The sequence below is a fragment of the Streptomyces sp. NBC_01716 genome, from assembly GCF_036248275.1.
In the GTDB taxonomy this organism is placed as follows: Bacteria; Actinomycetota; Actinomycetes; order Streptomycetales; family Streptomycetaceae; genus Streptomyces.
Window position 1 is genome coordinate 8589196 of sequence record NZ_CP109181.1, and the last position, 21113, is coordinate 8610308.

The window sequence follows — 21113 nt, forward strand, 5'->3', positions numbered from 1 at the left end:
GCGAACGTTTTGGGATACGTATGTCCGCGCGCAGACGGTCTTTGACGGTGGGTCTGCTGGCGCTGGCCCTGTCGGCGGGTCTGGTGTCGGCGGAGGCGGCGCCACCGTCGCCGGCAGCGGCGCCCGAGGCATCTCAGGCTCCTCCGTTCCTTCCTCCGGCCGCCCCTGTCGGCCCGGTGGCCCCGGCAAGCGCGGCCGCTGCCGAGCCGACGACGAAGAACGCGGTGTACGCGTACGACGCCGCCTCGCGTCTGGTCGGTGTGACGGACCCGGCGGGTCAGACGGCGCGCTACCGGTACGACGCGGCGGGCAACCGTCTCGGCGTCGATCGTTTCGCGTCGAGCACGCTGTCCGTTCTCTCCCTCGTTCCGGTGCGTGCCCAGGCGGGCGCGAAGGTGACGCTCTCCGGCACCGGCTTCTCGACCACACCGGCCTCGAACGCGGTGAAGTTCGGTACGACCGCGGCCACGGTCGACTCGGCCACGGCGACCCGTCTGGTGGTGACGGTCCCGGCCGCAGCGGCCAGCGGCAAGGTGTCGGTGACCACGGGTGGCACGACGGTCCAGTCGGCTGAGTCGTTCACGCTGGCCACGCCGGCACCGTCGCTGATGGCGGTCGCCCCGGCCTCCGGCACGGTCGACACCGAAGTCACTCTCACCGGCGCGGGGTTTGCCCCCGCGCTCACCGACAATGTGGTGCGCTTCGGTGGCGGCATCGTGGCGCAGGTGACGGCGCGTACGGCCACCGCGCTGACGGTGCGGGTGCCCTTGGGCGCGGTCACGGGTCCGGTCGAGGTCGAGACGCCGGACGGCCGGGTCACGTCGGCGGATTCGTTCCGGGTGCTCTCGGGCACCGGGGTGGGCGAGATCGAGTCGTCGGTGGTGACATCGCTGACGGATGAGAGTCCGCCGACGGTCTCGGTGGCCACGCCGGGCAACCGTGCGCAGGTTCGTTTCGACGCGGACGCGGGCGCGGACATCGGCATCGGATTCACCGCTTCGACGTTCAATGCCACGGTCACGGCCCGTCTTTACGACCCGGAGGGTGAGCAGGTCGGTGGCAACGAGTCGCTGACGGGTGTCGCGGACGACTGGGAGGTCGAGGACCTTCCGCAGGCGGGGACGTATTCGGTGATCCTGACTCCGGCGGCCACCGCGGTGGGCCAGGCGACGATCACCGTGTCCGCCCCGAAGACCGGCGTGCTGGGCCTGACCGGCCCGACGGCGGAGGTGTCGCTGGCGCGCGCCGGGCAGGACGGTGTGCTCACCTTCGATGCGGTGCTCGGTGATTCGCTGAGCCTGGGTATCGACTCGGCGGATATGCCCAAGGGCATGTACGCGCGCCTGTACGGTCCCGACGGCGATCAGGTGATCAACCGGTTCGTGGGTGGCGGCGGCGCGGGCGCGATCGACATCGACACGCTGACGCAGTCGGGCACGTACACCCTGACCCTGGATCCGGACACGGCGACCAGCGGCACGGTGAGGGTGACCGGGTCGCACTACGCCGACGCGGGCGTCCTCGACTCGGCGGGCCCGACAGTCGAGCTGCCGCTCAACCGGCCGGGCCAGGACGGACGCGCGACTTTCACCGCGCAGGCGGGCGAGCGTGTGTCGCTGGGGGTGACGGCGACCGGCTTCACCGGCCACGTGCGCATGGAGTTCAGGCGGCCGAACGGGACGCAGTTCGCGTTCTTCCTGGCGCCAGGCACCACCAGCACCGAGTACGACACCGCGGTGCTGCCCGACTCGGGGACGTACACCCTCGCCGCGCTGCCCAGCAACGCGGCGACGACGGGCAACCTGTCCCTGACCCTGTCGCGCCCGCTCGGCGTCGCCCAGCTCTCCACGACCGGCGGCCCGGTCGACGTGGACATCACGCGCTTCGCGCAGGACGCCGAGTCCGCCTTCCAGGCGACGGCCGGCGACTCGCTCACCCTCGGTGTCACTGACAATGCGTTCACCGACACCGTGCGGGTGTCCGTGATCGCGCCGTCGGGCACGGCGATCGTCGACGAGAAGATCGTCTCGACCGGTAAACCTGCCACGTTCCCGCTGGCCGCCCTTGCGGAGTCGGGCACCTACCGGGTGGTCGTCGACCCGAACCGGGGCGCGCGCGGCACGCTGAAGCTGACCCTGTCGGCGGGCGCGCAGGCGCAGCGGGTGGTGGACGTCGCCGAGGACAAGCCGGCCGCGCCGAAGAAGCCGACGGCCGGTGTTGTCCCGGCCGGTCCGGACGCCTGGCAGCCGGGCAAGTCGAGCCTGGCGGGCCGGGATTGGGTCACGGCACGCGGCAAAGCCCCGAAGGCGCCGCCGGCCCTGCGCGGCCCGCCGGGCAAGACCACGCTGACCGGCCACATCCTCAAGCTCGACGGGAAGCCGCTGGCGAAGGTCACGGTCTCGGTCGGCAAGAAGAGTGCGAAGACCGACACGCGCGGCCGGTTCCTACTGAGCGGTATCGCGGACACGTCCACCACCCTCGTGGTCGAGGGTGCAAGCGCGAACAACTCCAAGCGCAGTTACGGCCGTTACGACATCCGGATTAGCCTGAAGGCGGGTAGGACGGTCGATCTCGGGTTCCCGGTGTGGATGACGCCGCTGGACACGAAGAACACGGTGAGGTTCGCGGCTCCGGCGAAGGCCGATGTCGTACTGAAGACCCCGAAGATCCCGGGGCTCGAAGTCCGTATCCCCAAGGGCTCGGTCGTCCGTGATGAGAAGGGGAAGCCGGTCACGGAGCTGGGGATCACGGCGATCCCGATCGACCGGCCGCCGTTCCCGCTGCCGGAGAACGGCATCGTCCCGGTGTACTTCACCGTGCAGCCCGGCGGCACCTACGTCTTCCCCGAGGGCGCGCAGATCATCTACCCGAACTACACCCGTGAAGCCCCGGGCACCCGGGTCAAATTCCTCGACTACGACCCGAAGAAGAAGGGCTGGCACGTCTACGGCACCGGCGAGGTGTCGGCGGACGGCTCCCAGGTCGTACCGGACAAGAAGACCCGCGTCTGGGCATTCCACGGCGCCATGTTCAACACCGACGACCTGATCCCCTGGGACACCTCCTGGCTCCAGGACGTCATGGACTGGCTGTCCGGTGACCCGGTCGAGCTGTCGACGGGCCTGCTCACCGACTCCCGCACGGACCTGGCGGTGGCGGATTCGCGCGGTGGCGCGGAGCTCACGCGGACGTACTGGCAGGGGGACCCGCACCCGCGCGCGTTCGGCATCGGCCGCGACCTGTCGTACAACGTCTTCCTGAACTCCAAACGCCCCTGGCAGGAGGTCGATCTCTATCTGCCGGGCGGCAGCAAGGTCCACTTCACCCGCACATCACCCGGCACCGGCTGGAACGACGCCGTCTTCGAAGCGCTCGACACCTCGTCCGACTTCCAGGGTGTGAAGATCACCAAGGAGACGGGGCGTTGGGACCTGACGTTCCGTGACGGCACGGTGTGGGAGTTCCCGCAGTACGGCCCGCTCAAGGCGATCCACGACCGGCACGGCAACACGGTCAAGCTGACCAGACGCGCCGGCAGTGACGCCGACAAGGGCGAGATCACCCGGATCACCAGCCCCGGCGGCCGGTGGATCACACTCTCCTACGACACCCAGCACCGCGTCACGTCCGCGACGGACAACACAGGCCGCACCACCTCCTACACCTACGACGCCGGCCGTCTGGAGACGGTGAAAGATCCGGCGGGCAAGATCAGCCGGTACACCTACGACGGCACGTCGAACCGGATCAAGACGGCAACCGACGCCCGCGGCATCACGTACATGCAGAACGAGTTCGACGCCGACGGGCGGGTGAAGAAGCAGACGCTCACCGAGGGAGCGGAGTACTCGTTCGCGTACACGCAGACCGGCGCCGGGAAGATCACGTCGGCGAACGTGACGCAGCCGGGCGGCTCGGTCCGGCGGGTGGAGTTCGACGCGGACGGTTACGGCATCAAGGACACCGAGGCGTACGGAAGCACGCTCGCCCGCGAGACTCAGTATCACCGTGGTCCGAAGCACCGGATCGACGCGGTGACGGACCCGTACAACCGGCGCACGGAACTCACCTACGACGCCAACGGATACGTCACCCGCACTACCGAACTCGCCGGCACGGCACAGGCACGCCAGTCGGGTACAGCGGTCTACAACGGCCCCTACGACCAGCCGACTTCAGTGAGCGACCCACTGGGCAACACGACGACTCTCGGCTACGACGAGTCGGGTGATCTGCGGACGGTCACGGACCCGGAGGGCCGGGAGACAACCCTCACTTACACGTCGGACGGTCAGATCAAGACCGTGACGGACGCGTCGGACGCGGTGACGGAGTACACCTACCGTCACGGCGAGCTGGTCTCGGTGAAGGATGCGGAGGGCCGAACGGGGGCTCAGTTCCTGGACGCGGCGGGCCGCCCAACGGTGATCACGGACGAGGCGGGCTCGGTCACCACGCTCACGTATGACGCGCTGAACCAGACGCGGAAGATCACCGATCCGCTGGGCCAGTCGACGTCTCTGGACTTCGATGAGAACGGCAACATCAAGACGCTGACGGACGCCCGGCAGAACAGCACGAGTTGGGTGTACGACGACGCGGACCGTACGGAGTCGGTGACGGACCCGCTGGGCGCGCAGGCGCTGTTCGGGTACGACGCGGCGGGCCGGCTGACGAAGGCGACGAGCCGCTCGGGCCTGGTCGCGACAGCGGAGTACGACCTGCTGGGGCGGGCGAAGAACGCCAAGTACGGGGTGAACGCGGCGGGTGTGGCCGAGTCGACGGCCACGTATGCGTACGACGCGGTGGACCTGCCGAAGACGGTCACGGACACGCAGGCCGGCACGGAGAGCTTCGCCTACGACGCGTACGACCGGCTCAAGACGCTCAACGGCCCGACGGGCACGGTGGGTTACGACTACGACGGGGCGGACCGCCGCAAGGAGATGACGGCGGCCGGGACCACCACCACGTACGGCTACGACACCTCCAGCATCCTCACCTCCGTCACCTCGGGAAGCCAGGAGGTGAGCTTCGGTCTGGACGCGGTGGGCCGTGAGAAGACGGCGAACCTGCCGGGCGGCATCGCACGGACGACCACGCTGGACAAGACGGGCGTGGTCTCCGGAATCGACTACACGCGCGGTGCCGCTGCGGTCGGCGACCTCACCTACACCCGTGACACTCAGGGCTTGCAGACGGGCCTCACGGGCAGCCTGGCTTCCGTCGCACTCCCCGCCGCCGAAAACGGCGCAGTGTTCGGCAAGGACAACCGGGTGACGTCCCTGGGAGGCCGCTCGTTCACGTACGACGCGGACGGCCAGCTGAAGTCCGACGGCAAACGGACGTACGACTGGAACGCCCGCGGCCAGCTGTCCGGGGTGCAGTCCGCCACGGGCGGTCCGGCAAGCCAGTTCTCGTACGACCCCCTGGGCATCCGCAGTGGCAAAACGCTCGGCGACGCGACGCAGAAGTACCTGACGGACGGCTCCAACCCGCTGGTGGAGCAGGATGGTTCAGGCGCTGCGAAGGCGACGGTCGCCACGTCGGGCCTGGACGAGTACCTGACCCGTACGGAGAACGGTGCGACGCAGGTCTACCTGACGGACGCGCTGGGCAGTGTGGTGGGTCTGGCGAACGCGGATGGCACGGTCGCGACGAGCTACACGTACGACCCGTACGGCCAGCCCACCACGTCGGGTACGGCGTCGACGAACCCGTACACCTTCACGGGCCGCGAGTCGGACGGCACCGGCCTGCTCTACTACCGCAACCGCTACTACGACCCCGAGTCCGGCCGCTTCATCTCCCAGGACCCCATCGGCCACGCCGGCGGCACCAACCTCTACCAGTACGCCCTCAGCTCCCCCACGACCTACACCGACCCCACCGGCAACAGCCCGATGCTCGCCGGCTGCGTCATCGGCGGCCTCGGCGAGGCGGGCCTGGACTGGCTCGGCCAACGCCTCTCCGGCCGAAAGGTCAACTGGGGCCAGGTCGGCACCTCAGCGGCACTCGGCTGCGCCGGCGGCATGATCGGCAAGTGGGCATCTCTCGGCAAGATCGACAACGCCAAGTCGGCGATCCCTGGCCCGGGTTGTAGAGTCAAGATCCCCAACAGCTTCACGGCCGACACCCCGGTCCTCCTCGCGGACGGCACCCGCAAACCGATCAAGGACATCCAGATCGGTGATGAGGTCCTCGCGACGGATCCGGAGACGGGTGAATCGGGCCCCCGCCCGGTAACGGCTCTGATCAAGGGCGCGGGCGATAAACAACTGGTCGACATCACCCTCGACACGGGTAAGACCAGCACCGTCACCGCCACTGACGGCCACCCCTTCTGGGTCCCGGCCCTCGGCCGCTGGATCGAAGCTGGCGAACTCACCACCGGCCAATGGCTCCAGACCAGCAGCGGAACCTGGGTCCAGATTAGCGCCGTTACCCACCACACCAAACGCACGACGGTCTACAACCTCACCGTCAACGACCTTCACACCTACTACGTGCTGGCGGGCGACACTCCAGTACTTGCCCATAACATAGGCGGTAAAAAGGGTGGATACGGTGATGCATGTAAGCTCTTCTACCCTGGCAAGCATGCGGGTGGTTCGATCGATGCGCGCAACCAGTCGCGTGCATTCAATAGCGCAGAAATAGTCGACATCAATAAGATCGGCAACAAATTCGGCTGTCATACATGCGGCACCATGAGCTCTGGGTACCCGAATGGGACTTGGGTTAAAGATCATCAGCCTGTGTCGACATTTGTGGATAAATCGGTACCGCAGCAATTGTTCCCGCACTGTCGAAGGTGTAGTTCTCTACAGGGCATTGCGGCCGCACAGTTCAAACGCGACAAAATCAATCCGTACACAGACTTCTAGGGGTAACTGGTGGATGCGGAAGGCGGAGCCTCTTCCTTTCGAGTGGGGGTCCCGTGGGGGGTGCTTCGCTTCGAGTCGGTCGGTGGTGACGGAGATATTCCAGATATTGATCCGGTGGATTCTCCGGTTGAGGCGAACGCGACCTGCATGGTGATCGCAGTCGTTCACCCTGATATCGGGCCCGTTGATGTCACGGTTCTTCAAGGAGAGACCGGTGCAGAGGCGGCTGTTGGGATCTTCGACGGGCTGTTTGACGCTCCAAATGGTGAGGTCGAAGTGGCGGACCTTGTTGGTGAGGACTTCTGCCACCGATTCGCCGTGGCCGGATCCAGAGTCCGCGTAAGAGTCAGTGTTGACGATCCGCAGATGGCGCAGAGCGTCGTTCTTCGTATCACTGTCGAGTGAGTACGGTCGAAATCAGGAGGACCCAGTGCGACGCAGAACGGTGGTGGTTTCGGGGTCGGCGGCCGGACTGGGGCTCGTAGGGGGAGGCGTGGCCGCAGCGAACCTGAGGAGTGGCTCGTCGGAGGAGGAAAACAGCTTTGGAGCGGCAACAGCCCTTGGGGGGCTAGCCGTTGTGGGGGCCGAGCCGCCAGAGCGTTGCGTAGGAATCGTAGTGCTTGATCGTGGGCGCGCAGTGGGGGCGCTAGTTCGGGGTGTGCGGACCATTAGCGGGGATCGGATTTCCGTGACCTTCGGGGCGGGAGCGTCCCTTTTCGAGGGCGCCGGAGTTCCCGGGCCGCGGCAGTTGAAAGCGATGCCGTCCTTCCTCGGAGATCTGCTTAATCCCGCGCGGTCGCACGGTGATCTTCTCGTGCGGGTCGCGGGGGAGGATGCGGAGGCGGTGCGGGAAGCCGTGGAGAGAGTCAAGACGGTTGCCGCCGAGGCCGGTTGGGTCGTCCGCTGGGCCATCGAAGGGTTCCGGGCGGACAATCGTGTCGAGGAGGGTCGGGGGCTTTCCCGTAACCCGTTTGATTTCACTGAGGGGTTCGGGAATCCGGTGTCGGAGCGGGAGGTCGCTGACCGGGTCGTTGTGCGGGAGGGGCAGGGTGAGCCGGAGTGGGCGGTTGGGGGGAGTTATCAGGTGGTGCGGGTTATTCGGTTCGCGACGGAGTTGTGGGACAAGGATTCTGTGGATGAGCAGGAGCGGATTGTGGGCCGGCGGCGTGACGGGAGGTGGCTGGACGGGGCGCCGGTCAGTGAGGAGCCGAACTTCGCGGCCGACCCGAAGGGCCGGCTCACGCCTCTGGATTCGCATGTGCGGCTCGCTGCCCCCGACCGCCGCAATCCGCCCCCATTGGTGCGGCGTAGTTACAGCTACGACCGTGGTGACGGTGACACCGGCATCATCTTCAACTGTTACCAGCGGGACCTGGTCGAAGGTTTCGAGGCGGTCCAGAAGCGGCTTGAGGGTGAGGCATTGGCGAAGTACGTGCTCACGACCGGCGGTGGGTACTTCTTTGTACCGCCGCCTGGCGACGCGTGGATCGACGCCCTCAGCTAGAGATCGTGTGAACTCCCCTGACGGGCACGCACCTTCTCCGTACGCGCTCTCGCTGATGAGCCCCCGGCGCAGCCTGCCGCCTCACGTCACACGCCGCCCTGTGCCCGGGATGCGTGAGGGGTGGACGGGGCCGGGGCCCAGTGCACCTCTTCGCTGTCCTGGCTGAACCGCCATTGGGTGATGACGCCGGCAAGTACCAGTTGGTCGAGTGTCTGTTCCAGATCGTGAGGGTTGAGGCCGCAGGCGCGGGACAGGCGGTCGGTTTCAGTGCTGGAGTGCGCAGTCCCGGGGGAGCGGTGAGCGGTGAGGGCCAGGTGGGTAAGGCGCGCCGGGGGTGAATGGGCGCCCGGAGGCAGTGAGGCAATGATGCGCAGGGCCCAGTCGGCTGCTTGGTGTCGGTCGGTGCGGCTGGGGGCCTGGTTGAGGACGTCGGGGTCGAGGAGTTGAACGGTGCGGGCGTGGTGGCGGGGTGCGTTGTCTGCTGGTGTGAGGGGTTGTAGCCAGCGGGCCGCTTCGAGTTCTTGCCACGGGGCGGGGTCGTGGCGCAGGCGCATGCCGCGCAGGAGCCCGGCGGGCAGGTGGGCCTGTCCGTGCCTGTCGGTGCGCAGGGCGCATTGGAAGGCGAGCAGCCGGGCTTCAGTGCTTGCGTCGTGGGGGAGGGCGGCGGCGAGGTAGCTGAGCATTTCCTGGACGCGGAGCTGCCCGGACAGACCGCCGGGCCTTCTGGGCGGTCTTCTCCTGCCCGGACCGCGGCCAGAGGGCGCCGATCCGTTGGCCGTTGTGGCGGGGGTGGTGTCGGGGACGACGGCCGTGTACGCGGTGGCTGCGGCGCAGGCGGCACAGACGTCGGCGAGACGCCAGGTGCGGCCGCTGCGTTCGCGGGTGAGGGCGAGAAGGATCGGTCCGGCGCAGCCGCGGTGTCGGGGGTGCCAGTGGCAGCCGTGCTGGTGGCACTGGCAGGTCCGCAGGTGGCCGGGGAGTGCCGACCGGCGCGCGTGACGGGCCAGATGCGCGAGGACGGTGGCCCGTGCGGAGGCGGCCGCCACCGGGGTGGAACTCGTGGCGCACTGCGGGCAGTGGAGGGCCGGTCCGTCTGCGTGGGGGCGTAGTTCGACCGTCCAGGTGCGTCGCACCGTCTCGTATGCGGTGGTGCACAGCCTCATGGGGCGCGTGTTCCTCCTTGTCTGGCCGCGCCGGTACGGGGTCCTTCGGTGACCTGAGGCGGGGGAGCGGGGTGGTGGGCGCACCGTAGTGCAGATCTCTGCCCTCTCGTTCGGCCTACCGTCCCGCACAAGTAGGGCAGAGGTCTGCACTGACAGGGCAGGGGTCTGCACCTTCGGATGGGGAAGTGACGATCTTCCCGCCGGAACCGAACCTCGAAGCACTGCGCCTGGAGCTGGCGCGGCTGCGGGGCGATCACGGCTGGACCTATGACGAACTGGCCGCCCGCAGCGGCCTGTCACGGCGCACCCTCATCGAGATCGAGCAGGGACGCACCATCGGCACCCTGGCCACCTGGCACGCCCTCGCCCACGCTCTCGGCGCCCCGCTCGACGAACTCTTCGGCACCCTCTGTGCCGGCCACGAACCCCCAGCCCCGCAGGACGACTGAGACCGTTCGGCCCGCCTCTCAGGACCACGGGACGGATCACCCGTACCGGTGACGACCCGCGAACACGCGAGCGGGTGACCGTACGGGTGTGGCAGTGAAAGAGGCTGTCCGGGGGACATGTCCGGCCGCGACGCCCGCCGGGCGGCGTGCCGCCTGGCACGTTCGCCGCCATGCACTCCACACCCGCCTCGACCAGGCGCCGCTGGGACGGTACCCAGCCCCAGGCGCACCGTCACCACCGTCGGCTGCGGGTCGCGTCGACCAGTAGCAGCCGTCTCCTGCGCGCCGGGCAGAGCGGCCGTTGCACCGCGTGCGGCAACCTCATCGAGTGGTACGACCGCACCGGCCACCGGCCCGTCGCCCTCCACCCCCACGAACTACCTACCAGCGTGATTCCGTCGACCTGTCGCTGGCACGTCAGCTCCGGCACGGCCTACCCCGCCAGCGACGGCACGGCCTGGTGCCGGATCCCGCACCCGCTCCTGTGCCCCGGCCGCGAGGCACCTGATCCGCTGACACCGGACCTGGCCGAGTTCCGCCGTCGCCTCGCCCTGCGCACCCGCCGGATGATCGACACCGGCGCCTTCACCCCCACCACCGCCCAGCCCGCCCATTCCGAGTCCCAGGCGGAGGGCTGCCGCCCGGCCCGCCCCGTTGTGCAGATCCTCTACGGGCGCTACCTCGCCGACCGTCCGGTCGAGGACATCCGGTGCGTCGCCCAGACCCGTACACGCCGCCGCTGCACCCTCCCCGTTCTGGCCCCCGGTGCCCCGGCCGGCATCTGGACGCTTATGCCTGCCACCGCTGTGCGCGGGCAACTTGCCCTGCCCGGGACCGGTATGGCGGTCTACGACCTCACCCGCCTCCCTTACGCCGGGCAGCTGCGCTGGCGCACCCAGCACTGCCCCGCCCACGCCGCCACCCCCACCGGCGCCGACCTCGCGCTCGCCGACTGGAAAACCTTCGACCCCCTGCTCCACCACCAGCACATCCACCCCCGCCTGCCGCTCACGACCCCCGCCGGTGCCCGGAGGCAGGGATACGAACAGCTCAACTCGCCGCGGACCGGGGAGGGGTGACCATGGCCCGCCACGCCCTTGAGATCACCCTGACCCGGCCCGCCACCCCGGCCGAACTCGCCCGCGCCTCCCAGGCCCTGCCACTTGCTGCGAACCATGACACGACGCGCCTGATGACAGTGATCAAAGCCAGGAATCCCGGCCGGGCCCTGAACCGCGCCCGGCGCCGTCTCGAAGGACTGCTTCCCCTCGACTGTCTCAGCACCCATTACCCGGACCAGGCGGGACAGGTTCTTCTCTCTGTCGCCTTCAGCCCCGCCGCTGCCGCCGCGATCCGTCATGCCGCGGAACATGAAGGCCAGGAACCGAGCCTCTTCGTGGCGCAGGTCATCAGAAGGGCCCTGGCGGATCACGCCCGGCGGCAGGCCGCGGACCTGGAGCACGCCCTAAGCGAGCTTCTGACCCGTACCAGCCCCGACCGGCTCGTGGCCGCCGTCGGCCGCACCCTCACCCACACCACCGGAGAGCCCGCGTGCTGAACCCGACCGACGAACAGACCGCCGCTGCCGACGCCTTCACCACCGGGGGACACCTGGCCCTCCAGGCCGGTGCCGGTACCGGCAAGACCAGCACCCTGGTCCTCCTCGCCACACGGACGAGACGCCGGGGCCGCTATATCGCCTTCAACAAGGCCATCGCCCAGGGCGCCGCCGCCCGCTTCCCGCCCACCGTCACCTGCCGGACAGCCCACTCCCTCGCATTCGCCGCTACCGGCCACCGCTACACCCGCCGGCTCAACGGCCCCCGCCAGGCAGGGTGGAAAACCGGCAGAGATCTGGGCATCACCAAGAACGTCCGCATCGGCGAACGCGACGTCTCCCACAAGGCCCTGTCCCACGCCGTGCTGCGCACCGTCACCCACTACTGCCACTCCGCCGACCGTCACCTCAGCCGCTCTCACGTACCGCGCCTGCGCGGCCTCGAAGACCACGCCCTGCACGCCCAGCTCGCCCACGTGGTACTGCCGTTCGCCCGCAAAGCGTGGGCCGACCTCCAGCACCCCGACACCGGCGTCGTGCGCTTCGACCACGACCACTACCTCAAAATCTGGGCACTGACCGGCCCGAGAATCGAGGCGGACTTCCTCCTCCTCGACGAGGCCCAGGACACCAACCCCGTCCTCGAACAGGTCTTCACCGCCCAGCGCGACCACGCCCAGCTGGTGATGGTCGGCGACTCCGCCCAGGCCATCTACGGCTGGCGCGGTGCCCGCGACGTCATGACCGGCTTCGACGGCCACGCCCTGTCCCTGTCCCAGTCCTTCCGCTTCGGCCCCCGCCTGGCTACCGAAGCCAACCGGTGGCTGACCATCGCCGGCGCCCCCATCCGCCTGACCGGCACCCCCACCATCCCCACCGATCTCGCCCCCGCCGCCGCCCCCGACGCAGTGCTGTGCCGCACCAACATCGGCGCCATGACCCAAGTCATGAACCACCTCGCCACCGGCCAGTCCGTTGCCCTCGCCGGAGGCGGAGACAGCCTGCGCGCCCTGGCAGGCGCCGCCCGCGACCTCAAGGAGGGCCGCCCCACCTGGCACCCCGAACTCCTCCTCTTCGCCTCCTGGGGCGAACTCCAGGACTACGCCGAACACGACCCCGCCGGCGGCGACCTGAAACCGTTTGTCGACCTCATCGACCAGCACGGCCCCGAAGCGATCCTGGCCGCCGTCGATCAGCTCACCCCCGAAACGCGCTCCGACGTCACCGTCTCCACCGCCCACCGCGCCAAAGGCCGCGAATGGAACACCGTACGCATCGCCCCCGACTTCACCCCACCCAAAGACACCGACCAGAAAGACGACAACGGGCGCCCCGTCCCCGGCCCCATCGACGACACCGAAGCACGCCTCGCCTACGTCGCCGTCACCCGCGCCCGCACCCGACTCGACCTCGGAGGACTGTCCTGGATTCACCACCACCCCGACGGAAACCCCGCACCGCAGCCGGCACCGTCGCCACCATGAACACCAGACCGGACCACCGAACCGGGCAAGGCGTGCGCCGCCGGCACGCATGAGCTGATCCCGCGCATGGGTAAGCAACGTCTGCCCCTCACCGCCCAGGGGTACGAGCCGTAAAGGTAAGCACCACGTGCGGCCCTTCCCCGTAACGTTGGTGAGGCTCAGGTGAGCAAAGGTTGTCCGAGGTCTTCGTCGATGTTGCCGAACAGACGGTCCAGCGCCAAGTGACTCTGGGCCAGATGTTCGGTCGCCTTGTCAACGAGGTGAATCAGCGCGCTGACGAGATCCCAGGACGGATGTGCCGCAGGACCGCAGTCCCCCAGGGACCAGAGATCTGAAACACTCACTCACTCACTCACTCACTCACCAGCCCGCCGACGCCCGCCGCCCTGCGGGCGTGTGACCTCCGTCGGCGACACGACCCAGCCGAAACAGCTTCCACAACTCGTTGGGCACCAACCGCTCAGCAAGGCTCGTCATGCTCAGCACAACGAACGATCACGCCAAAAGAAACGACGACTTAGCCTCACCGGACCGCTGGGGCCCATCGACCTCGCCAGCAGCCAAGCCGTCCACGAGGGGAGCGACGAGGCGCGGGATGAGAGCCCGTCGAAGTGGGCCAGGCAGGTAGCACGACCGGATAGGAGAATGCCGAGACAGGCGACCGGCTCAGTCGGGGGATCGGGATCGTGACAGCGCCTGCAAGAGTTCAGAACCGCCGGACACCGGCAGGTTCAGGCGCCGTAACGTGGGCCGGTTTCCCGCAGCCGCACCCGTTCTCGCGCTATCTCCCGTTCGGAGCGCACCCACGTGGCCTGTGGGAACTGCTCTACAGAGGCGGGGAGTTGGGGCGCACGACGAAGAAGTTCGTCTGCGGCAACCTGGACCGGCGCTCACCCGGTACCGCGTGCACCGGGGGACCGGCCCGCGGGGAAGACCCGCTCGTGCCAGGTGCGGCAGACGAGGCGGCCCCGGTGGATCACCGCACGGTCCGCCCAGGCGTCCGCCATGGCGTCGGCGAGGGCGTTCGCCCGTACGGCCAGCAGCTCAGCGGGAGCTCCGGCTTCGATCGTCGTGCGGGCCAGGCCCATGGCCGTCCGGGCTGCTCCGCTGACGGCGTCGTAGGCGGAGCGCGGCGTCAGGTGACCTGCCAGGACCAGCAACGATGCCGTATCCATGGGGTCGAACCGGCCCAGCGGGTTGAACGGGTCCCGAGCGTTATCTCCACCGCCCGCCACGGTGACCCCGGCGGCGCGGAGCGCGGCGATCGCTGTGAGTCCTCTCGGTACGGCGCGGGTGTGGCCCCGGGCTTGGAGATACAGGTTAGTCTGCGGACAGGCCACGACGGAGATCCCGGCCTCGGCGACCCGGGCGGCCGTCCGCTCCACCAGCTCCTGCGGCTGGCTGCCGAGGCTTACGCAGTGGCTCGCGGTGACGTGGTGGGGGAAGCCGCTCCTCAGGACCCACTCGGCGAGTCCGCCGAGCGTGGTCGAGTCCGGGTCGAGAGTCTCGTCGACATGGAGATCCACTGGGCGCCCGGCCTCGGCCGCCGTGTCCATGAGGATGTCGAGGCACGCCGACGGATCGTCGTCCCGGTAGGGCGCACCGCCCACCACGTCGGCGCCCGCCTTGAGCGCGTCCGCGAGCAGAGCGCGGTTGCTGGCTCCGGCACGGCCGCGGAGCGGGAAGTCCACGAAGGCTACGATCTGGAGGTCAAGCCGCTCCGCCAGCAGTTCACGCGCTTCCGTCAGAGCTTCGACCAGCATCAGCCCGGTCGTCTCCCCGACGTCCACATGGGTGCGGATGGCGGTCGCGCCGCCCGCCAGGAGTTTGGAGGCGGCGCTCAGCGCCCGGTCTCGCACATCAGCCCGGGAGACCGTCCTGCGGGCTGTGTACCAGGACTCGACCGCGCTCTCCAGATCTCCTCGTCCTTGACCGTCGAACCTGCCAAGCAGGACCTTGTCGAGGTGGCAGTGGGGCTCGGCGGGGGCAGGCAGCAGGAGGTAACCGGTCAGATCGACGTGTTCAACGTTGGTTTCCAAGCTGCCGACCGGGCCGACGGCGTGGATGTGTTCGCGGCGCAGGAGCACGTCCGTCAGTGGGCCGTCTGGAAGCTGGGCGTTCGTCAGCAGCAACACGTGGGTCCGCCTCCGGGGTCACCGCTCGGATCCGTCGGGTACAGAAGGCCACGAGACGCCGCTGAAGAGATCGCCGGCGTCGAGTTCTCCCATGTCGGGGGTGACCACCTGGCCGTCGAGGTCCTCGTAGAGGCTGAAACCGACGAAGCTGATGCCCGTCGCCCGGACTCTGTCGGTGGCCGCTGCGGCGCTGCTGACGACTGCGGCCACCTCATGACCGGTGTCGCATCGGGCGGTGATCGCTTCTCTGGCTGCCAGCAGTGTGCCTCCGGTGGCCGCTACGCAGTCGATGTAGACCGTCGCTTGATAGCTGCCCCGCGGAACGTCCGTCATGTACTGGTGGTCCACGCGGAGTCGGTCGGCCGTGCGCCGCATACCGAGCACGCAGAAGTCGGCCTGCGGGAAGGCCGTCGCGAAGCCGGGGTACATCAGTGCGCCGCCCCGCAGCACGAACACGCACAACACGTCCCGCAGGGCACCGAGTTCGGCGCGCATGATCTCGGCGGTCCGCAGGCCCAGGACGCCGCCGATCCCGATGAGGCCGTGCCGGGCCTCGCCGGGATCGGTGGTGTGCTGCAGCCGGGCGTAACGCTTCTCGTCGTCGGGTGCTTCCGCTGCGAAGGTCACCGCGTTTCCCTGTTCCCGAGGATGAGGCCACAGCACATTTCCGCCACGTCGACCGCCGGATCGGCCAGCAGCCCGGCGAGCGGATGCTCCGCGTCGACCGTGGCACGGTTTCGGGTTACTTGTTGCTGGGCCGAGATCAGCGTGACGGCGAGCCGGACGTCGTCGGGGGCGAGTAGATCGTCCACCAGGGAAGCGGAGTCGTTCTTGGCCAGGGCTGCCGCATGGGTCTTCGGGGCCATTTCCATGACGAGGTCGGACAGGGCCCAGATTCCCTCGTAGACGAGCAGATGAGTGATGGGGTCGTCGAAGAAGTACGCCACCGCCTCGGCGAAGCTCTGCTTCTCCAGGAGGAGTTTGCGGTCGGGAGCGGTGCCGCAGAAGATCCAGAACGTTCCGTCGGAGTTGAGCGTGACGGCGACTCCGGTACTGGCCGTGTAATCCCCGCGAATCGCGTCGTTCACGGCGGTGGCCAGCGACAGGTTTCCAGGCTGGGACTCGAAGGGGCCGTAATACTCCCGGATGGTCTTGCTGGCGTCCCGGTGGTCCTCCGCCAGGCGAAGGGCCTTTCCGCTGCGCCGGAAGACATTGAAGGTCAGGGGAACGGTCTTGCCGCCGGGCAGCAGGAGCCGGCGGTTCCAGCCGTCCACTTCGGCGATGCCCGCGCCGAGTTCATCCGCGATCGCCCGGTCCACCGTGCCCATGTCCGGCTGAATGCTGCGTAGCCCTACAGCGAAGCTCGGCTGGGTCTCTGACCAGCAGCGAAGTACGTTGCCGTACTGCTCGATCCGCACCGGGCGGGGCGCGTTGAGGTGGTAGCGGTCGATGCTCAGCCGAAGCAGTAGCTCGGGGTTGACGGCATTGCGAGAGCGTGCTTCGTCGATCTGGCGCATCATGCGCGCCGTGCGTTTGGGGGTTGTGGCCCAGTGGCCGGCGGTGACGATTTCGATTCTTGGGACCTTGGCCGTCTCTAGGAGACGCAAAATGCTGGAGAACTTGAGAAAGGGTTCCCCCCCGCCGGTTATGTTGAGCTTCTGCGAGGAGGATTCTGAAATGAATCGGATCGCGTCCTCAAGCTCACTCTTGGAGAGTGCGGTCTTCTCTGATTTCCGCTCCAGGTCTGATGAATACATACAGTGCTCGCATGCCACCGGGCACAGTTCGCTCAGATGAATGAAGAAGCTCGATCCCTGAGTCGGAATATTTTCGAGCTGATGATGGAAGGAACGGAGAACCCGCTCGCGGGCGACCGAAGGGTCACGGAAAGCGTCCATGAGATGCGGATGATGCAAAATTTCCCTCCCCTAGTTGACGCATAGAATATCCTGCGTCGCGACCTATCGTCCGTCAAGTGATTCGAACGGTCGGGGCCGATTGGCTGGAAAGCGCTTGTTGCGTTCGAGCGGGCACGAAAGTCATGGCATCTGTTCGCTGTCGCCGTTCCCTCCGCCGTGTTTCAATCAGCGTGGCTGATCCGGGAATCGGGTGAATTAATGGCCCGTCGCCATTATTAAACGGAGGGAGTGCATCCGGATGTCGGAGCGGGCGGCGGTATCGGTGGTTCTGTCGGCCGGTGTGGCGGCCGCAGTGTCCCTGGGGAAATTCTCCCCTTTCCTCGACCAGGTGCGTGATGGGTTCCACCTGTCGCTGACAGGGGCTGGCTGGCTGACGTCCAGCGTCACGGTCGTGGCAGCGGTGGCCGCCACGACGGTCGGGCGATGGGCCGGGGCTGGCAGAAGCCGGTCGGCGCTAGCCCTCGGGCTGGTCACGATCGGCTTGAGCGGGCTCGGGACCTCCGTGTTCGCCAACGCCGCCTGGCAGCTGTTCCTCGCACGTCTGCTAGAAGCCGTTGGCTACGTGGCGATTATGGTGGCCGGTCCGGCTCTGCTGGCGCAAGTGCTTGATGTGGCCCTGCGCAAGTGGGCGCTGGCCCTGTGGGGGATGTGCATTCCGGCCGGACTCGCCGCCGCGGCGGCGGGCGGCCTCATGACAGGGGTCGGCTGGCGCGGGTGGTTGGTGGTGCCGGCGGTTGCCTCGCTCCTGCTGGCGGCTGCGGTGTACCGGGGGGCGCCACTGAGGGCAGCCGTACCGGGGGTGGACCCAGTTTCCGGGGGAGCGGACTTCGAGGAGGGAGCCGCAGAATCCGAGTCCACCGCTCGGTTGGGGGCGCCGGTGTGGCTGTTGGCGTCCGGCTTTGCGCTCGTCTCGATGGTCGGTCTGGCGGTGGTGACCTTGCTGCCAGCCTTCCTTACCTCGGAACAGAACCTGCCGCGGGGTCGCGCCGGTGCACTAACGTCGGTCGTGGCGGCCGCCAGTATCGTGGGCAGCGTGGTAGCTGGTCTCCTTGCTCAGCGCGGTGTCCGTGCCCAGCCGCTCTTCGTCTCCGCGCTGCTGATGCCTTTCCTGGGTGCGGGTGTCTTCCTCGGGCCGACGTGGCTCGCGTGCTTCGTCGCCGCTGGCCTTCTTATGATCGTCAACGGGATCGTGGTCGCCGCTGTCTTCTCGGCGCTGCCCTCGGTGGCAGGGATCTCGGGGGCCGGTATGGCAGCTGGCATGGTCACGCAAATCGGCAGCCTGGGGACTCTGCTGGGACCTCCTCTGTTCGGCGCGGCCAAGGACCTAGTCGGCTGGTGGGCCACCTTGCCTCTGATGACGGTGGCCGTGGTGCCGGGGCTGGTGGCCCTTTTGCTGGCGGTACGGCGTAGCATGGCGGCCACTGCGGAAAGCTGACGCCCCGCCAGGGGGGGGCACCGTCCGGGGGCTCAGCCGCTGCCACGATCGTGATCAGGGCAATGGCGGCGGGGGACCGTCTAAAACCTGTCCCGTAACGGGTCAGAGTGAGCAACAGCCCCATGGCCACGGGGCTGGCTCAGGTTTCGAGGCGGCCCGGGCACATCGCTGATCGCCGAAGGGTTTCCCGCCACTTGTCCCTCAAATCGCGGGATTCATCCATGGCGGGATCGCGACTTCCGCCGGGTGCGTAGGCCGGGGACCGGTCTGCGCGGAGCGGCACATGGGCGCAATACCAGGCCCGCTCGGCGCCTGCCTGCTCGGCGTCCGTGCCGTTCCGTAGATAGTCGAGCAGGGCGGTCATGACTTGGCGGCGCCCGAAGGCGTAGACCGCTGGTTCGACGAACCAGAGGCAGAAGCTGGGGTCCGGGTCGTAGACGGCTGCGGCCATCAACGGGGCGAAGAACTCTTCGGGCAGGTGGGCTCGTTCGAGCAGCGGCCTGCGCACCGCATGGGCCAGGTGCCGTGCGCGGCGTGTTTCCGGTATGTCGGCCGCGTTCCCGAGATCCATCAGCCGCGCCACCTCGGTGGCGCATGACAGGAATGAACGTGCAGCTGCCTTGTTGCGCTCTTCCTCGGCCATGGCGGCATTCTGGACCGGCTCAGGCCGAGAGGGTACGGGGCGATGGTTGCTTCTCACCGAGTGAAACGATCTTGTTGTGGCTGGTGTGATCACGGCGTCCGTGCCGTCCCGGATAGAAGCCCTTCACCGGGCTGAGCTCGCGCTGCTTCGGCAAGTTGGTTGTCTCGCTGCGACGAGCAAGACACCCCCTAAGGGCTTGCAGATCATTAACACGTTGTCTTGATCACGCTGCTGGGGTCGCCGCTCAGGGCTCGAGCGCGAGCCTGGAGGGTTGTGAGGGCGGAGGGCGGGGTGGCCGCCGGCGGGATGATGATGGTGTGCGCCTTGAGCAGTGTCCTGATCTTCAGCAGAGTGCGGTGCACGGCGGTCCGACTGCTGTCGAACAGCACGGTGAGGGGTTCCGCGGCCAGTGCGACCTGCGGGTGAAGGACGGCTGCCAGGACCTGTCGGGAAAGGCGAGCCGGGGCGGGCGGCCGTGCTTGACGTCGCCGTCGAGGGCCAAAGTGTCGGTGAGATCGCTCAGTTGCCGCCGGGACATGCCGGTCAGAGCGGGATCGGACAGGAGAGCGTGGTCCCACTCCGGGGCCGGCTCCTGCGGAGCCCGGGGGCACGGCTGGGGGTGAGGGCATAGTTCCAGTCGCCGTGGAGGGCGTGTCGGGTCAGTGGCAGGGACGCCATCTCCGCGTCGACGATCTGGACTCCGGTGGGTAGACGTTGGTGTCCAGCTCGGCCATGACACGCAGTCCGGTGCGGGTGGTGGTCGCGGCGATGAACTGGACGATGACTTCGTGGCTGGTCAGCGGGCGGCCGCGCCAGTTCATCGTGATGTGCGAGAAGAGCCGGTGCTCGCTCTTGTTCCGCTTCGATGTGCCCGGCGGCAGGTGGCACACAGTGATCGTAAGTCCTGTTGCGGCCGCGAGCTGGGCGAGTTCGAGCTTCCAGGCTCGGGTGCGGTAGCTGTTCGAGCCGCCCGCGTCGGCGGTGATGAGCAGTCGCGTCGCCTGCGGGTAGGCGGCCCGGCCCTGGCCGCACCACCAGCGGCGGATCGATTCCACCGTGAACGCGGCGGTCTCGTGATCGGTGCCCACGTTGACCCAGCCGGCGTTCGCCGCGAAATCGTAGATCCCTTACGGGGCGGCCTTGCCCAGCTGGGGGTCGGCGAAGTCATGGACGTTCACCGGCACCGGATCAGCCGCAGGCCGCCACTGGAGGCTGTTGTTCTTGAACTCACCGACGAGCTCTTTCTTCTTGGCGTCCACGCTGATCACCGGCTGGCCGGCGTCCCGGTGATCGCGAGCCTGCTCGTTGAGGTAGCGGAACTGGGCATCCGGGTCCGGATGTTGGCTTCCCTCGATGGTCTTGGTGTTGGCCTGCAGATGAAGCCTTCCTCCCGCAGCAGGTCGGCGACGGTGTCCGCACTGACTTTGTGTCCGGTCCGGGGCAGCTCCCGCGCCAGCGTGCGGGTCGACTTCACCGTCCACCGCAGCGGCGACATCGGATCGCCTCGCTCGTCCGGCTCGACCAGCGCCAGCAGTGTCGGCTGCAGCCCCGGATCGAGATCTGCGACCCTCTTGCGGCCTCCGCCCGGCCGCCGCACCCGCCTCAGAGGCTCCTCGCTGGCCTCCAGCTCGGACATGCCCTTGCGGACCGTGGTCTAACTGACCGAGGCCGCACGCGCCACGGCCCGGACACCACGGTGTCCCAGAACACGGGCCTCTGTGGCCATCAGCAGCCGTCGTTGCCGCTCATCCAGATGCGGGAACAACAACCGCGAACTTCGTGGCGAGTTGGGCATAGAGCTTATCCGGGATGCGCATACAACGAGCCATGGGACGGGAAGCAATACCTTGATGATCTGCAAGCCCTTAGCCTCGTGCCTTCTTGAGGGGTGCTGTCCGGCAGGTGGGCGAGAAGCAGAGAGTGGCTCTGAGCTGCA

The 21113-nt window shown here is 68.1% G+C and carries 14 protein-coding genes and 1 pseudogene; 8 read left to right on the forward strand and 7 right to left on the reverse strand.

Features of this window, described 5'->3' with window-relative positions; genetic code table 11:
- The first annotated feature begins 20 nt into the window (after window positions 1–20).
- The 3 genes from OIE74_RS38185 to OIE74_RS38195 all read left to right on the forward strand — a co-directional run bounded on the left by OIE74_RS38185 (window position 21) and on the right by OIE74_RS38195 (window position 8391).
- Window positions 21–6887 carry an RHS repeat-associated core domain-containing protein gene (locus tag OIE74_RS38185; protein ID WP_329392110.1) on the forward strand — a complete coding sequence of 2289 codons (6867 nt, stop codon included), beginning with the start codon at window positions 21–23 and terminating at the stop codon, window positions 6885–6887.
- A 60-nt stretch (window positions 6888–6947) separates the two neighbouring features.
- Window positions 6948–7292, forward strand: a complete 345-nt coding sequence (locus tag OIE74_RS38190) for a hypothetical protein (RefSeq protein ID WP_329392111.1) — start codon at window positions 6948–6950, stop codon at window positions 7290–7292.
- Between the two features lie 253 nt (window positions 7293–7545).
- The gene (locus OIE74_RS38195) at window positions 7546–8391 is read left to right on the forward strand and encodes a Dyp-type peroxidase (RefSeq protein ID WP_329392582.1); all 846 of its coding nucleotides are present in this window, start codon (window positions 7546–7548) and stop codon (window positions 8389–8391) included.
- Window positions 8392–8477: 86 nt separating this feature from the next.
- Here the strand turns inward: OIE74_RS38195 and OIE74_RS38200 are convergent, their stop codons facing one another.
- Window positions 8478–9554: a hypothetical protein gene (locus tag OIE74_RS38200; protein ID WP_329377101.1), complete on the reverse strand. Its 1077-nt coding sequence runs from the start codon at window positions 9552–9554 to the stop codon at window positions 8478–8480.
- A 185-nt stretch (window positions 9555–9739) separates the two neighbouring features.
- On the opposite strand from OIE74_RS38200, the gene OIE74_RS38205 reads away from it, so the two are divergent.
- From OIE74_RS38205 to OIE74_RS38220, 4 genes are all read left to right on the forward strand, one after another.
- The gene (locus tag OIE74_RS38205; protein WP_329377099.1) at window positions 9740–10003 is read left to right on the forward strand and encodes a helix-turn-helix transcriptional regulator; all 264 of its coding nucleotides are present in this window, start codon (window positions 9740–9742) and stop codon (window positions 10001–10003) included.
- Between the two features lie 170 nt (window positions 10004–10173).
- Window positions 10174–11082: a DUF6083 domain-containing protein gene (locus OIE74_RS38210; protein ID WP_329377097.1), complete on the forward strand. Its 909-nt coding sequence runs from the start codon at window positions 10174–10176 to the stop codon at window positions 11080–11082.
- 2 nt (window positions 11083–11084) lie between these two features.
- The gene (locus OIE74_RS38215; RefSeq protein ID WP_329377095.1) at window positions 11085–11561 is read left to right on the forward strand and encodes a hypothetical protein; all 477 of its coding nucleotides are present in this window, start codon (window positions 11085–11087) and stop codon (window positions 11559–11561) included.
- Entirely contained in the window at window positions 11558–13045 is a 1488-nt protein-coding gene (locus OIE74_RS38220; RefSeq protein ID WP_329392115.1) for a UvrD-helicase domain-containing protein, read from the forward strand. Before OIE74_RS38215 ends, OIE74_RS38220 begins: the two co-directional genes overlap by 4 nt.
- A gap of 158 nt (window positions 13046–13203) precedes the next feature.
- On the opposite strand, the gene OIE74_RS38225 is transcribed toward OIE74_RS38220, so the two are convergent.
- The 4 genes from OIE74_RS38225 to OIE74_RS38240 form a co-directional block, all read right to left on the reverse strand.
- Complete coding sequence (locus tag OIE74_RS38225; RefSeq protein ID WP_329377093.1) at window positions 13204–13389, reverse strand: hypothetical protein; 186 nt, start codon at window positions 13387–13389, stop codon at window positions 13204–13206.
- Between the two features lie 546 nt (window positions 13390–13935).
- A complete protein-coding gene (locus OIE74_RS38230; RefSeq protein ID WP_329377090.1) occupies window positions 13936–15180 on the reverse strand; it encodes an amidohydrolase family protein in 1245 nt (414 codons plus the stop codon).
- Window positions 15181–15198: 18 nt separating this feature from the next.
- Complete coding sequence (locus OIE74_RS38235; protein WP_329377087.1) at window positions 15199–15807, reverse strand: uracil phosphoribosyltransferase; 609 nt, start codon at window positions 15805–15807, stop codon at window positions 15199–15201.
- The gene (locus OIE74_RS38240; protein WP_329377085.1) at window positions 15804–17078 is read right to left on the reverse strand and encodes a 4Fe-4S cluster-binding domain-containing protein; all 1275 of its coding nucleotides are present in this window, start codon (window positions 17076–17078) and stop codon (window positions 15804–15806) included. Before OIE74_RS38240 ends, OIE74_RS38235 begins: the two co-directional genes overlap by 4 nt.
- A gap of 259 nt (window positions 17079–17337) precedes the next feature.
- On the opposite strand from OIE74_RS38240, the gene OIE74_RS38245 reads away from it, so the two are divergent.
- Window positions 17338–18534, forward strand: a complete 1197-nt coding sequence (locus OIE74_RS38245) for an MFS transporter (protein ID WP_329377083.1) — start codon at window positions 17338–17340, stop codon at window positions 18532–18534.
- A 139-nt stretch (window positions 18535–18673) separates the two neighbouring features.
- Here OIE74_RS38245 and OIE74_RS38250 read toward each other — a convergent pair whose 3' ends face one another.
- Both OIE74_RS38250 and OIE74_RS38255 read right to left on the reverse strand, forming a co-directional pair.
- Complete coding sequence (locus OIE74_RS38250; protein ID WP_329377081.1) at window positions 18674–19177, reverse strand: hypothetical protein; 504 nt, start codon at window positions 19175–19177, stop codon at window positions 18674–18676.
- 659 nt (window positions 19178–19836) lie between these two features.
- Window positions 19837–20813, reverse strand: a pseudogene (locus tag OIE74_RS38255) (ISAzo13 family transposase).
- Window positions 20814–21113 lie beyond the last annotated feature (300 nt).

Bases quoted from the DNA above. Each gene is read 5' to 3' on its own strand.
- OIE74_RS38185 (WP_329392110.1), top strand. From the start codon at position 21: ATGTCCGCGCGCAGACGGTCTTTGACGGTGGGTCTGCTGGCGCTGGCC.
- OIE74_RS38200 (WP_329377101.1), bottom strand. From the start codon at position 9,554: ATGAGGCTGTGCACCACCGCATACGAGACGGTGCGACGCACCTGGACG.
- OIE74_RS38210 (WP_329377097.1), top strand. From the start codon at position 10,174: ATGCACTCCACACCCGCCTCGACCAGGCGCCGCTGGGACGGTACCCAG.
- OIE74_RS38215 (WP_329377095.1), top strand. From the start codon at position 11,085: ATGGCCCGCCACGCCCTTGAGATCACCCTGACCCGGCCCGCCACCCCG.
- OIE74_RS38240 (WP_329377085.1), bottom strand. From the start codon at position 17,078: ATGGACGCTTTCCGTGACCCTTCGGTCGCCCGCGAGCGGGTTCTCCGT.
- OIE74_RS38245 (WP_329377083.1), top strand. From the start codon at position 17,338: ATGTCGGAGCGGGCGGCGGTATCGGTGGTTCTGTCGGCCGGTGTGGCG.
- OIE74_RS38250 (WP_329377081.1), bottom strand. From the start codon at position 19,177: ATGGCCGAGGAAGAGCGCAACAAGGCAGCTGCACGTTCATTCCTGTCA.